This window comes from Helicobacter pylori (assembly GCF_001998165.1).
Taxonomy (GTDB): Bacteria; Campylobacterota; Campylobacteria; order Campylobacterales; family Helicobacteraceae; genus Helicobacter; species Helicobacter pylori_DL.
In genome coordinates, this window is sequence record NZ_MTWR01000008.1 from 18,393 (window position 1) to 32,744 (window position 14,352).

The following is a 14,352-nucleotide window of genomic DNA, read 5'->3' on the forward strand; positions in this document are numbered from 1 at the left end:
GGTGTTAATCGTTCAAAAATACGGCGGCACGAGCATGGGCAGCATAGAAAGGATCCACAATGTCGCCCAAAGGGTTTTAGAAAGCGTTAAATTAGGGCATCAAGTCGTGGTGGTGGTTTCAGCGATGAGCGGCGAAACCGACAGACTTTTAGAATTTGGCAAGAATTTTAGCCATAACCCTAACAAGCGGGAAATGGATAGGATTGTCAGTGCGGGGGAATGGATTTCAAGCGCGGCTTTGAGCATGGCGTTAGAGAGGTATGGGCATAGAGCCATTTCCTTGAGCGGGAAAGAAGCGGGCATTTTAACCAGTTCGCATTTTCAAAACGCCGTGATCCAATCCATTGACACTAAACGCATCACAGGGCTTTTAGAAAAAAACTACATTGTAGTGATCGCTGGGTTTCAAGGCGCTGACATTCAAGGCGAAACAACGACTTTAGGGCGTGGGGGGAGCGATTTGAGCGCGGTCGCTTTGGCCGGGGCTTTAAAAGCGCATTTGTGCGAAATCTATACGGATGTGGATGGCGTTTATACCACCGATCCGCGCATTGAAGAAAAGGCTCAAAAAATCGCGCAAATCAGCTATGATGAAATGCTTGAACTGGCTTCTATGGGGGCTAAAGTATTGTTAAACCGCTCGGTAGAATTAGCTAAAAAACTCAGCGTGAAGTTAGTGACTCGCAATTCGTTTAACCATAGCGAAGGCACGCTCATTGTGGCTGAAAAAGACTTTAAAGGAGAACGCATGGAAACCCCTATAGTGAGTGGGATCGCATTGGATAAGAATCAGGCTCGTGTGAGCATGGAGGGCGTGGAAGACAGACCTGGCATTGCCGCTGAAATCTTTGGCGCTTTAGCGGAGTATCGCATTAATGTGGATATGATCGTCCAAACGATCGGCAGAGACGGCAAAACCGATTTGGATTTTACGATCGTTAAAACCCAAATAGAAGAAACCAAGCAAGCCTTAAAGCCTTTTTTAGCGCAAATGGATTCCATTGATTATGATGAAAATATCGCTAAAGTCTCCATAGTGGGCGTGGGCATGAAGTCGCATTCTGGGGTAGCGAGCATCGCTTTTAAAGCCCTAGCCAAAGACAATATCAATATCATGATGATTTCTACAAGCGAGATTAAAATTTCGGTTTTGATTGACATTAAATACGCTGAATTAGCGGTTAGAACCTTGCATGCGGTGTATCAATTAGATCGATGAAAAATTTCTACGACTGGATCAAGGAATTTGTGCGCGATCAAGGGGAGTTTATCGCACAACAAAGCGGGTGGCTGGAATTAGAGCGATCAAGTTATGCCAAACTCATCGCGCAAACCATCTCGCATGTGCTTAATGGCGGATCGCTGTTAGTGAGCGCGGATTCTTCTAGGCGCTGGTTTTTAAACTACATTCTTTCTAACTTAAACCCTAAAGATTTAAAAGAGCGCCCCTTATTGTCCGTCATTGATTTTAACGCTTCTTCTTTCTACCCCAAAAACGATGCGAATCTCTCTCTAGCCACCATAGAGATGACTTATCAAAACCCCATGTTTTGGCATGTTGGGAAAATTGAAAATGAAGGCTTAAAAACCTTACTATTGAGTAAAATCCCTAGTTTTTTATGGCTTTTTGAAGAGCTTAAAGAAGATTGCTTGCTTTTAAAAGAGCATGATAGCTTGCTAGATTATAAATTATTGCAACTCTTCAAACTCTTTGAAAACGCGCTTTTTAGTGCGCTATACAATAAGGTTACTTTGTGAAAAACTCCAACCGCCTTATTTATACGGACAATCTTGAAGAGAGCCTAGAAGAGACTGCAAGCCTTTTTGAACACCACATTAAATTCTACACCGAGATCCTTGAAAAAGACAAAAAGGTGATCAAAACTTTTAACAAGGATTTTAAAATAGAGCATGCCAAAGAAGTCCTATCCAAAGCCAACCTCAAACACAGCGAATTAAACGCCTTTTTAATCGCTGCACCCAGCTATGGCGTAGAAGCCCAAAACGCGCTTTTAAAAATCTTAGAAGAACCCCCGAATAACGTTTGTTTTATCATGTTCGCTAAAAGCCCAAACCATGTGTTAGCCACCATTAAATCCCGCCTAATCAAAGAAGACAAACGCCAAAAAATCCCCCTAAAACCTTTGGATTTGGATTTATCCAGGCTGGATCTGAAAGACATTTATGCGTTTTTAAAAAATTTAGACAAAGAAAATTTTGATTCCAGAGAAAATCAGAGGGAAAAAATTGAAAGCTTATTAGAGAGTATTCACAAACACCAAATCTATTTGAGCGAGCAAGAATTGCAAGCCTTTGATTTAGCGATCAAGGCTAATAGCTCTTATTATAAGCTCAGCTATAATCTTTTACCCCTACTTTTAAGTCTTTTATCTAAAAGGAAAACGCCATGATTTTAAAACGCCTTAACCCTGATGCGCTCAAAAACGCCCTTTTAAAAACCGGATCAGAAAAAGGCGCTCAAACCCATATGCACAAAAAAGGCGTTAGCTTTGTTTTTGAAATCCAGCATCTGCCCTTAAGCGCAACGCTCATTTTAAAACAAGAGGCCATCAGCGTTGGGGGCGATTTCGCCACGCCAAGAGATTGTATTTTAGCTAAAGAGCCTTTTTATGATGGGGTGTTGATTGTGAGCGCTAGCCAGTTAGAACGCCTTATTGTCAAGTGCCACTCCCAACCCTTTGGGCTTAAAAATTTAGCGCAAGAATTAAAAAGCCACCTTAAATCCAAAAAGCCTAACAACCCACAAATCATGGCAATTTTGAATCTCACGCCGGATAGTTTTTATGAAAAAAGCCGGTTTGATAGTAAAAAAGCACTTGAAGAAATCTATCAATTATTAGAAAAGGGTATCACGCTCATTGATATAGGCGCAGCCAGTTCAAGGCCACAGAGTGAAATCATTGATCCAAAAATAGAGCAAGATCGCTTAAAAGAAGTTTTATTAGAAATCAAATCCCAAAAACTCTACCAATGCGCTAAATTCAGCATAGACACCTACCATGCCACAACCGCCCAAATGGCTTTGGAGCATTATTTTTCCATCCTTAATGATGTGAGCGGTTTTAGCAGTATTAAAATGCTAGAAGTCGCCAGAGATTACAAGCCCACTTGCATTTTAATGCACGCTCAAAAAACCCCCAAAGACATGCAAGAAAATGTTTTTTACCACAATCTGTTTGATGAAATGGATCGCTTCTTTAAGGAAAAACTAGAGGTTTTAGAAAAATACGCGCTTCAAGATATTATTTTAGATATTGGGTTTGGATTCGCTAAATTAAAAGAGCATAATTTAGCCTTAATCAAGCATTTAAGCCACTTCCTCAAATTCAAAAAACCCTTATTGGTGGGAGCGAGTCGTAAAAACACGATCGGGCTTATCACCGGGCGTGAAGTTCAAAACCGGCTCGCCGGCACTTTGAGTTTGCATTTAATGGCGCTGCAAAATGGAGCGAGCATTTTAAGAGCGCATGACATTGATGAGCATATAGATCTCATCAAGGTGTTTAAGAGTTTGGAAGAAACAAATTGAAAAAGCGCTTCACCCTACCCTTATTTTAAAGGGTAACATCCATAGAAGAAGGGTTGTTATAAGCGTTCTGGTAGCGTTGCAAAAAAGCGTTATGGTTGGTAGCGTTAAAGGTTTGTAGGGCTTTTTTGTGCAAGCCATTTATCGGTTGTTTGGGGGCGTTTTCCACTTCTTTAGAGAATTTCCCGTTATAAAAATCCGTCAAACTATAGAGCGACTGAGCGGCCAAGCGTTTCTGGCTCTCATCCATTCCGGCCGTAGCCCTTAAAAAAGCCTCATACTCCCTATCGCTCATCAATTCTAAAACCAAAAAGCCGTAAGTCTCTCGCTTGTCAGGGTTAAAGGGGAGGTTTTCTGTTGGAGCGTCCTTTTTTTCTCGCTCTATTTTTTCTGTGTTTTCAATAGGAGCCAGGTCTTCTTTAGGAGCACTTTTAGCGTTTAAAAGCCCATAGAGGTTAGAATCAAACTGATTGATAGAAGAAACAGCCATGCGAATTTCCTAAAATTGAATTTTACGCTAATGTTAAGCAAAATCCATTCCCTAATGAGACTAAAAAATTCAAAAAGCAATGGATTAAAAAATTTTTCTAATGGTGGTATTCAAACCCTTTAAAAAGGGTCTAGGAGTTTATTTTCAAAAAGGATTCGTGTTTTTTGTGTTTTCATATTTCTATAAGGAGCTTAAAATGGATAAGCAAAAGGTAAAACTCCTAGAGCATTGTTATACCATGATTTTATCAATCAATGCAACTTTTATGCGTTTAGAGCTTAAAAACTTTAATCCTTAATTAGAGATTTTAGGTTAAACTACCCTAAAAATCTTTATTGATGGGTAAAAAGCATGCGTAATACCATTTTATTTGGCGTTTCAATGATACTTTTGGCGAATTTATGCTTTGGGATCATGAGCGCGTTTGTTAAAATCACAGCGGATTATTTTTCCCCTATGGAAAACGTGTTTTACCGCTCCATTACCATGACGCTTTTACTCTTACTTATTTACCCTTTCAAACCCTACCGCTTGAAGAGTTACAAACAAGGCGGTTTTAAAAAGCTCGCCTTTAGGGTCGTTGTGGGGGGCTTAGCCATGCTGGCGTTTTTTTATAATATTGAAAAAATTTCGCTCGCTACAGCGACGGCTTTCTCGCAATGCGCACCCATTTATACGGTGCTCCTTTCCCCTTTGCTTTTGAAAGAAAAACTCAAAAGAAGCGCGTTAATTTCCGCATGCATTGGGCTAGTGGGGGTGGTGTTGATCTCCGATCCTAGCGTGGAAAATGTGGGACTAGTTGAAATCATTATGGGAATATTGAGCGGGATCTTTGTGTCTTTAGCGTATATCACTTTAAGGGATTTGAGGGAATATTACGACAAGCAGGCCGTGATTTTAGCGTTCGCCTTTGGCATGAGCCTTCTTGGGTTAGCGGGCATGTTCATTGATATTCCTTTTTTATCCACAGGCGTTCACATCCCTAGAAAAGAGGATATTTTGTGGATTTCTTTAATAGGGATTAGCGGGACTTTAGGGCAGTATTTCTTAACTTATGCTTACATGAACGCTCCTGCTGGGATCATCGCTCCCATTGAATACACCCGCATTGTTTGGGGGCTATTGTTTGGGCTGTATTTAGGCGATACATTTTTGGATCTTAAAAGCTCTTTAGGGGTGGCTTTGATCTTATGTTCAGGCTTACTCATCGCCTTGCCCGCTCTTTTAAAAGAATTAAAAAATTTTAAATCATGCAACTAAGCCCCCTACAAAGCACTCTGTTATATTTCCGCTATTTTATTTATCCGGAAAAAAAAACAAGGAGCTTTGATTTAAGCGATTTAATTTTTATTGTCATGGTTTTTTTAGTTCTGGCTTTGGGGCTGTTGATGAGCGAAGAAATTTCTATCAGTTACAATGAAGCGAAGGATTTTTTTTATAGCAGCGCATGGTTTGTTCAAATCGCTCAAAAAAGTGCCGCCATTTTAGGCCAAAACGATTTGGCTTTAAGATTGCCTTTTTTGATCGCTCATATCATCAACATGTTTTTATTTTATTTGATAGGGCGAAAGATCTTAAAAAAGCCTAAAGACGCCCTTTATGTGGTATTGACTTACGCTTTATTGCCTGGGGTGAATCTCTTTGCGATTTTATTGGCTAAAAGCGTGCTGGTGTTAAGCCTTGGGCTTTTGGTTAGCTATTTATATATCAAAACCCAAAAAATCCCTTATTTAACCCTTAGCGCTTGCGCGTTTTTAGACGGCGCGTTTATCCCGCTTTTACTAGGGGTTTTTACCTACGCTTTAAGAAGACGCTATTTTAAGAGCGCGATCTTTATTTTGGTGGTTTTAATTGTGAATACCGCTCTTTTTAGCGGGAGTTTCAATAAGGGCTTGCCTAGCGGGTATTTTATAGACACATGCTTAGAACTCATGCTTTTATATTCGCCCTTATTGTTCCTCTACTACCCTTATACGCTCTATAAAGCCCTTTTTGATAAAAAGCCATCGTTACTAGCCTTTATGAGCGCGAGCGGTTGGCTTTTCCCTTTGCTTTTGAGCATGCGCCAAGAGATAGATTTGAAAACTTTCGCCCCCTTAGCGTTAATCGGCTTACCCTTGTTCATTAAAAGCGTTTTAAATAGCCTTAGGGTGCGTTTAAAGGAATTTAGGGGGCAGTATTATTTGCGCGTTTTTAGTTTGTATCTTTTAATGCTCACTGAAACGCTTTTTTTATGGGGGAGTAAAATTTCTGGCGCTAATGAAAAATTATTAAACCGGCATTTCTTAGCCAAAGAAGTCGCTACAGCCTTGCAATTAAGGGGCATTCATCAAATCCGCACTAACGATAAACAACTCGCTTTAAGGCTCCAATTCTATGGCATTAAAGAAGGGGGGAGGTTAAGACTGATCAACACTAAAATTTCTAAAAAACGCCCTGATATTGAAATCATCTACGCTGATAAAATTCTACAATCCTATAGTTTGGTGCGCCATTAAATTAATTCTTTAAAAAGCATTTTATCTAAAGAATGATAAAATACACTCCAAAAATAAATAAAATACGCGAGAAAAATCATGAGACTCAAACTAACCCATATAAACCATATAAGCCATAAGATTGCCAACGACTTTATCCATTCAAAACTATTAGAATTAAAAGCCCCTAGAGAATTATTGTGTGAATTGATAGAAGGGATTTTGGAAAAAAGCGTTAAAAAAGAAAACGCCATAGACGAGCAAGCCAGAGAGCTTTTAGAAGAAAACACCGATGAGATAGAATTCATGCGGATGGATGAAAGGCAGCTTTTTTGGATGATTAAAAGACAGATCGCTCAAAAAGAGGGTTTCCATTTGTTTTGGGAAGAAAGGTGCAACGATTTGTCGCACCAGATTTTGAATAAAATCTTAGATGAAGATTTGATCATGTTTAGCGTGTCAGAGAATTTGATAAGAAACTTGATTTACAAATCCATTGACACCTATTCTAAAGCGTATGAAAGCATTGAAAATGAAGTGCATGAAAAAATCAAGCATTACAAACGCAAACTCCCCGTAGGGAGCGATGAATACGAGTTGGTGTTTGAAAGGCTCTATGAAGAAGAATTAAGGCGCAAGGGCTTTTTATAATGGTTTCTCTCTATTTAGAAAACGGGCTTTTTTTGCAAGCGCAAAGTTTTGGGGCTAGTGGCACGCAAGTGGGCGAGCTTGTTTTTAACACTTCCATGAGCGGCTATCAAGAAGTCATCAGCGACCCTAGCTATAAGGGGCAATTTGTGGTTTTTAGCATGCCTGAAATTGGGGTTGTGGGCGCTAATTCTAAAGATGATGAATCCTTTTTTTCATGCACAGGGGTTTTAGCGCGCCATTACAACGAATTTTTTTCTAATTCAAGGGCGGATTCTAGCTTGAGCGTTTATTTAAAAAAGCGTGGCGTTTTAGGGATTTGTGGCATTGATACCAGGAGTTTGATCAAAACCTTACGCCATTATGGGTGCTTGATGATAGTAGCTTCCACGATAGAGCATGACAAAAACAAGCTTGAAGAGATTTTAAAAAACGCTCCTAAAATTTCTCACTCCCCCTTAGTGTCTAGCGTTTCCACGCCAAAAATAATCACGCACCAACGCGCTACTTTTGATTTCAACACCCTAGATTACAAGCCTTTTGATGAAAAAACCTCTCATAAAATTATCGCCGTGCTAGACTTTGGGGCTAAGGGCAACATTTTAAACGAGCTTCAAAATGTGGGGTTAAAAGCCCTTATTTATCCGCACCATACTAAAGCTAGCGAGCTGATTAAAGCCTATGAAAAAAAAGAAATTAGCGGGATTTTCCTCTCTAACGGCCCAGGCGATCCTTTGAGCTTGCAGCAAGAAATTGGAGAAATCAAGCGACTCATTGACGCTAAAATCCCCATGTTTGGCATTTGCTTAGGGCATCAATTGCTCTCTATCGCACAAGGTTATCCTACCTACAAGCTCAAATTTGGCCATCATGGGAGCAACCACCCCGTTAAAAACCTAAAAACAAACGCCGTTGAAATCACCGCGCAAAACCACAACTATTGCGTCCCTGAAGAAATTGAAGAAATCGCTGTTATCACGCACCGCAATCTTTTTGACAACACCATTGAGGGCGTGCGCTATAAAAACGCTCCCATCATCTCTGTCCAGCACCACCCAGAAAGCAGCCCCGGCCCCAAAGAGAGCCATTATATTTTTAAAGAATTTGTGGGATTGTTAAAGGGCTTTTAGGGGGTTTTAAAACAGCACCTGTAGAGGCTGAAAAGCGCTTTAAAAATAGATTTAAATCTTTTTATCAAAAAATCTCGCATTTACTCTAAATTAGTTCTCTTGCAATAGCATTCTCTCGCAATAATTGTTATTGTTATTGCGACAAAACTTTTTAGAAGGAGTTATTATGGGAAGTATCGGTAGTATGGGCAAACCTATTGAAGGGTTTTTAGTGGCAGCCATTCAGTTTCCTGTGCCAATTGTCAATAGCCGTAAGGATATTGATCACAACATTGAAAGCATTATTAGAACCTTGCATGCGACTAAAGCGGGGTATCCGGGAGTGGAGCTTATCATTTTCCCTGAATACAGCACGCAAGGTTTGAATACCGCTAAGTGGATTAGTGAAGAGTTTTTATTAGATGTCCCGGGTAAAGAGACGGAAGCTTACGCTCAAGCGTGTAAAGAGGCGAAAGTTTATGGTGTTTTTTCAATCATGGAACGCAATCCTGATTCTAACAAAAACCCCTACAACACCGCCATTATCATCAATCCGCAAGGTGAAATCATTTTAAAATACCGCAAGCTATTCCCATGGAATCCCATTGAACCATGGTATCCTGGGGATTTAGGAATGCCTGTGTGCGAGGGTCCGGGCGGATCAAAGTTAGCCGTGTGCATTTGCCATGACGGCATGATTCCAGAGCTCGCTAGAGAAGCGGCCTATAAAGGGTGCAATGTGTATATCCGCATTTCAGGCTATAGCACTCAAGTCAATGATCAATGGATTTTGACCAACCGCTCCAACGCGTGGCACAATTTGATGTATACCGTGAGCGTGAATTTAGCCGGCTATGACAATGTCTTTTACTACTTTGGTGAGGGGCAAATCTGTAACTTTGACGGCACGACTCTTGTTCAAGGGCACCGCAACCCTTGGGAGATTGTAACCGGGGAAATCTATCCTAAAATGGCAGACAACGCCCGCTTAAGCTGGGGCTTAGAAAACAACATTTACAACCTAGGCCATAGAGGGTATGTGGCTAAACCAGGCGGAGAACATGATGCAGGCTTAACCTACATCAAAGACTTAGCCGCTGGTAAATACAAATTGCCTTGGGAAGATCACATGAAAATCAAAGACGGCTCTATTTATGGCTACCCTACCACCGGTGGGCGTTTTGGGAAATAATCCCTAACTTTATGTCTTTGCTAGAATCTGTTTAAAGGTTCTAGCGTCCCCCCTATTTTAATTTTTTTCAATCAATTTTTACGAATAGTCTTCTATTGTAGAGCATGTAAGACGACCTATAATAAGCGTAAGCCCCCATAAAGCGATATAACCTATGCAAAACCATGTTATTTTTGATAAAGACCACCACCACATTGTAGATGATAGAGTGCTAAAATCTGTAATAATGCCATAGCCATAATAGATCATTCCCGCTAAACATGCCAATTTATGAGCATGGTAGTAAGCGCTAATCCCAAAACCACCACCAAGATTGATAAAAGAATACGAGACCAAGACCCCATGCACAACTCCTTAAACATCAAATGTTGTATTATATCGTTTTTTTTGTTTGTCAAGGGGGTTTATCAGTTAGTGGATAGTGTTTTAATATTTATAAAATAATAGCGTTTATAATAATAAAAGTTTAGCCCCTAATTGTAGTGCCCCTAACAAGCCTTCCACATTCAGCCCCAACCCCACGCTCAAATTCTTGCTTGAGCTTTTAATATAAGGCTTATGAAAGTCCTCCAAACGCACGCAGCCCGCGCTTTCTTGCCACAATCCGCTCTCTAAATATTTTTCTATCTCGCTAGGATCAAACGCCTTTAAACGCGCTCTAAAAACCGACAGATCCAGCCATTCCAACACAGGAGAAATCAATGCAGAGCAGGTTAAAACCTCTATTTCATGACCATTTTGGCGTTTTAAAAATTCAAGGGCTTCTTGCTTGTTTTTAGCTTTTCGTTGCATGCGATTACCCACGCTCACCACGCTATCAGCCACCACGATAACGCAATTATTCGCAAGTAACTCTTTAGCTTTTTCTAATTTCCCCTTGCACGCCAAATAGACAAACTCCCTAGGGTCTGTGGTTTTTAGGCTTTCTTCATCAAAATAGAGCGCTTTTTGTTCAAACTTAATCCCATGCTCTTTTAAAAGATTCGCCCTAGCGCTGGATTGAGAGCCTAAAATAAGCTCCATGCTATCCCTCTAAAGATTTAAGAGCGGTATTTTTCGCTAAATTGAGCGCGGCTTGTAAATTTTCAATATCCTTGCCCCCAGCGCTCGCAAAATCACCTCTCCCGCCCCCTTTACCCCCTAAAATTTGCGCCACTTCATTAGCCCACACATTCGCTTTTATGGGGGCGTTTTTCACCCCGCATGCGAGAGTTATGCGCTCATTTTCTTTTTTAAACACCATAGCGAGCAATTTTTCATGCTTACTTTTCAATCGGTCAATCATTTCTTTAATGTCGCCTTGTTCCACGACGCCCACCACCAAACTCACGCCATGGATTTTTTCAATCGGTAAATCCATAGAAACGGGAGCTTTTTGGCTGTTTTTCACGCTCTCTTTAAGCTTGTTGATGCCGGCGATCACATCGTTATTTTTCAATAAAGTCTTAGCGTTTTTAAGCTCTTTATTTTCTTCTTTAGCCAGTTGGTAAAAGGCTTTCCCGCACACCGCTTCAATGCGTCTGACCCCACTACTCACCCCACTTTCTTTAAGGATTCTAAACCCCCCAATAAGCCCAGTATTTTCCACATGAACGCCCCCACACAATTCAATGGACGCTTCTTTAAAGCTCACCACGCGCACATTTTCAGCGTATTTTTCACTGAATAACGCTAACGCTCCCTTATCTTTAGCCTGATTTAAAGGCATATGCTCCACATGGCTTGTCAAGTGCTTGAAAATTTGAGCGTTGACTAGATCTTCTACTTTTTCTAGCTCTTCATCATTGAGCGCTTTAGCATGCGAAAAATCAAAGCGCAATCGTTTGGATTCCACCAAACTCCCCGCTTGACTCACATGCGAGCCTAAAACTTCTCTTAAAGCGCTCTGCAATAAATGCGTCGCGCTATGGTGTTTGGCGATTTCAAAGCGCTCATCGCTCACTTGTGCGATCACTTGTTCGCCTTTTTTTAGCGCTTTTTTGATTTCAAGGAGCGAAAAATTAAGCCCAAAAAAGTTTTTTGTATCTAGCACTAGAGCCGCTTCTTCATCACCCTTTAAAAGCGCGCCTTTATCGCCTATAGCCCCCCCACCTTCCGCATAAAAAGGGGTTTTTTCTAATAAGACCCAAACTTCTTGGTTAGGATTTGCTTCTGTTGTTTCTTTAAAACCGCTATCAAAAAACCCTAAAACTTTAGCAAGACATTCTGTCGTTTCATACCCCACAAATTCATTAGGCGCATAAGCGTTTAAAATAGCGCTAAAATCAGCGTTATTTTGTTTGCCTTTCCATGAAGCTTTAGAGCGTTTCACTTGCTCTTGCATGCAATTTTCAAAGCCTTGCATATCCACACACGCCCCATGACTTCTTAGCATGTCGTTTGTTAAATCCAAAGGGAAACCAAAAGTGTCATAAAGCTTGAAAGCGATCTTGCCATCAAAAATTTTATTTTCATTCAAATGCGTTAAAGACAAATTGAATAATTCCATGCCCGATTCCAAAGTCTCTAAAAAGCGCTCTTCTTCTTCAAAACATTCTTTCATCACCATTTCTTTAGATTCTTTCAAATACGCATGCGTGTTAGCAAATTGCTCGCACACCACACCCACGACTTTGTATAAAAACGCTTCTTTCAAGCCCATTAAATACCCATGCCTTAAGGCCCGCCTTAAAATGCGCCTTAGAACATAGCCACGGCCTTCTTTATTGAAATGCACCCCTTGAGCGAGCAAGAACGCTACCGCTCTTGCGTGATCGGCCACTACCCTAAAGCTTGGCTGAAACTCGCTCGCATAATCCAAACCTGTAAGCTCGCTGATTTCTTCCATTAAGGGTGCAAACAATGAAGAATCAAAATTATTGAGCTTGTGTTCTAATAACGCTTGCACCCTTTCTAAGCCCATGCCCGTATCAATGCTAGGCTTTGGCAAGGGGGATAAAACGCCATCATTAGAGCGTTCGTATTGCATGAACACCAAATTCCAAATTTCTAAAAACCTATCGCCCTCGCCCCCAAAATAATCCTCGCTCCCCTTAAAGTGTTTTTCGCCCTGATCAATGTAAATTTCACTGCAAGGCCCGCAAGGCCCGCTATCGCCCATTTGCCAGAAATTATCTTTATCGCCCATTTTTTTAATCCTATCAACAGGCACAAACTTTTCCCATAGCTTAACGGCTTCATCATCTTTTTCATGCACGCTGATGTATAAATTTTTAGGCTTAAACCCTAAATTTTTGGTTACAAATTCCCACGCAAACAAGATCGCTTCTTCTTTGAAATAATCCCCAAAAGAGAAATTCCCTAACATTTCAAAGAGCGTGTGGTGCCTTGCGGTATAACCGACATTTTCTAAATCGTTATGCTTGCCGCCTGCGCGCATGCACAATTGCGAGCTTGTCGCTCTGGGAATGCTAGGGCGCGGCACCATCCCGGTAAAAATATCTTTAAATTGCACCATGCCGGCATTGGTAAAAAGCAAGGTGGCGTCATTAGGCACTAAAGGCATGCTAGGATAAATCTCATGCCCCTTATTTTGAAAAAATTGTAAAAATTCGTTGCGAATGTCCATGGGTATTCCTTTTTGTAGTTTTATCGCGCCTTTTAAAGCTATTTTATAGCTCTTTTAAGTTGTTTTTTTAAAAAGATAGTTTATTATACTTTAAACATCCAAACTTAAAGGAGAAAACCATGTTCCATGAATTTAGAGACGAAATCAGCGTGTTAAAAGCGAATAATCCGCATTTTGATAAGATTTTTGAGAAACACAACCAGCTTGATGACGACATCAAAACCGCTGAGCAACAAAACGCTAGCGACGCTGAAATCAGCCACATGAAAAAACAAAAATTAAAATTAAAAGATGAAATCCATGGCATGATCATAGAATATAGAGAAAAGCAAAAATCTGAGCACGCTTAAGGTTTAGCCATCTTGGTGAAAACACGCTAAAACGCTTTTAAAAGAGCGTTCTAGCTTCACTGCTTGGTTGGATTTAACGCTTTGATTTTGATTAAAGCGGTAGGTTGTTTTTAACTTTATTAATTTTAGTGTTCTTTACATCATTTTAAAAATGGGTTTTTAAAGCTTTGTTTTATCGTTCTAGCTCTCATTTTATTGTAAAACTTATTTTATTAAAGTTTTATTTTATTTTCTTAAAGGGATAGGAAGTGCTTTGAAACCATTCTCTCCCTTTTAATCTCCAACTTAAACCCCCTATATAAAGAAGCGCTTTTTTAAAAACTATCGCTTAAAGTAGCGTCAAGCTTTTCACTAATCAATCATCAAAAACGCTAAAAAGGATTTTCCATTTTTAAAACTATCGCTTGCTTTTGGCAAGCTCTTTGATTGTTGGTTATAAAAAACACCTTTGAGTGTTTTTTATGATTAGCGTTTGAAAATAAAAACTTTGTTTTGTAAAAAGATTAAAAAATTAAAAAAATCAGCAAAAAGAAAGATCAAACCCCCAAAAAAAAGGGTTTAAAAAAAAAGAATTTAAAAAAGAGGGTTTAAAAAAAAGAGTTTAAAAAACGAAAGAGTTTAAAAAACGAAAGGGTTCAAAAAACAAAGGGTTTAAAAAAGAAACCCCTTAAAAAAGAAGCCCCCCTAAAAAAGAGAGTTCAAAACAAAGGAATTCAAAACAAAGGAATTTAAAACAAAGGAATTTAAAACAAAGAGAGTTCAAAAACAAAGGCTTCAAAAAAATTAAACCCCTCCAAAAAAAAAGGCTTCAAAAGAAACCCCTTAAAAAGAGAGTTCCACAAAGAGCTAAACATCAATAAGCGAACACGTAATTCAAATACACGCTATAGAGTCTGCGGTATTTGAGTTCAGCCCCCATAAAGGAATAGTAGTTCGTGTTAATGGTAGGGATTTTAAGCCCTAGTTCATTC

The 14,352-nt window shown here is 39.9% G+C and carries 15 protein-coding genes; 10 read left to right on the forward strand and 5 right to left on the reverse strand.

What is annotated here, in order from left to right; genetic code table 11:
- The first annotated feature begins 1 nt into the window (after position 1).
- The 4 genes from BZK24_RS01540 to folP are packed head-to-tail and all read left to right on the forward strand — an operon-like array spanning position 2 to position 3,550.
- Complete coding sequence (locus tag BZK24_RS01540; protein ID WP_077656354.1) at positions 2–1,219, forward strand: aspartate kinase; 1,218 nt, start codon at positions 2–4, stop codon at positions 1,217–1,219.
- Entirely contained in the window at positions 1,216–1,758 is a 543-nt protein-coding gene (hobA, locus tag BZK24_RS01545; protein ID WP_000788269.1) for a DNA replication regulator HobA, read from the forward strand. The genes BZK24_RS01540 and hobA overlap by 4 nt, the downstream gene beginning before the upstream one ends.
- A complete protein-coding gene (locus BZK24_RS01550; protein ID WP_077656355.1) occupies positions 1,755–2,411 on the forward strand; it encodes a DNA polymerase III subunit delta' in 657 nt (218 codons plus the stop codon). Before hobA ends, BZK24_RS01550 begins: the two co-directional genes overlap by 4 nt.
- On the forward strand, positions 2,408–3,550 hold the full coding sequence (gene folP, locus BZK24_RS01555) for a dihydropteroate synthase (RefSeq protein ID WP_077656356.1): 1,143 nt from the start codon (positions 2,408–2,410) through the stop codon (positions 3,548–3,550). Before BZK24_RS01550 ends, folP begins: the two co-directional genes overlap by 4 nt.
- Before the next feature lie 25 nt (positions 3,551–3,575).
- Here the strand turns inward: folP and BZK24_RS01560 are convergent, their stop codons facing one another.
- Entirely contained in the window at positions 3,576–4,037 is a 462-nt protein-coding gene (locus BZK24_RS01560; RefSeq protein WP_015086188.1) for an HP1233 family protein, read from the reverse strand.
- A gap of 351 nt (positions 4,038–4,388) precedes the next feature.
- Here BZK24_RS01560 and BZK24_RS01570 point away from each other — a divergent pair, with 351 nt between their 5' ends.
- The 5 genes from BZK24_RS01570 (at position 4,389) to BZK24_RS01590 (ending at position 9,463) form a co-directional block, all read left to right on the forward strand.
- Entirely contained in the window at positions 4,389–5,297 is a 909-nt protein-coding gene (locus tag BZK24_RS01570; protein ID WP_077656358.1) for a DMT family transporter, read from the forward strand.
- Positions 5,288–6,535, forward strand: a complete 1,248-nt coding sequence (locus BZK24_RS01575) for a glycosyltransferase family 39 protein (protein WP_077656359.1) — start codon at positions 5,288–5,290, stop codon at positions 6,533–6,535. The genes BZK24_RS01570 and BZK24_RS01575 overlap by 10 nt, the downstream gene beginning before the upstream one ends.
- Before the next feature lie 78 nt (positions 6,536–6,613).
- Positions 6,614–7,165, forward strand: a complete 552-nt coding sequence (locus tag BZK24_RS01580; RefSeq protein ID WP_001237418.1) for a DUF507 family protein — start codon at positions 6,614–6,616, stop codon at positions 7,163–7,165.
- On the forward strand, positions 7,165–8,292 hold the full coding sequence (carA, locus tag BZK24_RS01585; RefSeq protein ID WP_077656360.1) for a glutamine-hydrolyzing carbamoyl-phosphate synthase small subunit: 1,128 nt from the start codon (positions 7,165–7,167) through the stop codon (positions 8,290–8,292). The genes BZK24_RS01580 and carA overlap by 1 nt, the downstream gene beginning before the upstream one ends.
- A gap of 166 nt (positions 8,293–8,458) precedes the next feature.
- The gene (locus BZK24_RS01590; protein ID WP_077656361.1) at positions 8,459–9,463 is read left to right on the forward strand and encodes a formamidase; all 1,005 of its coding nucleotides are present in this window, start codon (positions 8,459–8,461) and stop codon (positions 9,461–9,463) included.
- 78 nt (positions 9,464–9,541) lie between these two features.
- On the opposite strand, the gene BZK24_RS01595 is transcribed toward BZK24_RS01590, so the two are convergent.
- From BZK24_RS01595 to alaS, 3 genes are all read right to left on the reverse strand, one after another.
- Positions 9,542–9,799 (reverse strand): hypothetical protein, encoded by a 258-nt coding sequence (locus BZK24_RS01595; protein ID WP_001875154.1) that lies wholly within the window; start codon positions 9,797–9,799, stop codon positions 9,542–9,544.
- A 114-nt stretch (positions 9,800–9,913) separates the two neighbouring features.
- Positions 9,914–10,486 (reverse strand): septum formation inhibitor Maf, encoded by a 573-nt coding sequence (gene maf / locus BZK24_RS01600; RefSeq protein WP_000420268.1) that lies wholly within the window; start codon positions 10,484–10,486, stop codon positions 9,914–9,916.
- 1 nt (position 10,487) lies between these two features.
- Positions 10,488–13,031 (reverse strand): alanine--tRNA ligase, encoded by a 2,544-nt coding sequence (alaS, locus tag BZK24_RS01605; protein ID WP_077656362.1) that lies wholly within the window; start codon positions 13,029–13,031, stop codon positions 10,488–10,490.
- A 119-nt stretch (positions 13,032–13,150) separates the two neighbouring features.
- Between alaS and BZK24_RS01610 the strand changes: the two genes are divergently transcribed.
- Complete coding sequence (locus BZK24_RS01610; protein WP_000468321.1) at positions 13,151–13,381, forward strand: HP1242/YdcH family protein; 231 nt, start codon at positions 13,151–13,153, stop codon at positions 13,379–13,381.
- A gap of 853 nt (positions 13,382–14,234) precedes the next feature.
- On the opposite strand, the gene BZK24_RS01620 is transcribed toward BZK24_RS01610, so the two are convergent.
- Positions 14,235–14,352 (reverse strand): outer membrane beta-barrel protein (locus tag BZK24_RS01620; RefSeq protein WP_077656363.1); only part of this gene is annotated, 118 nt, incomplete at its 5' end.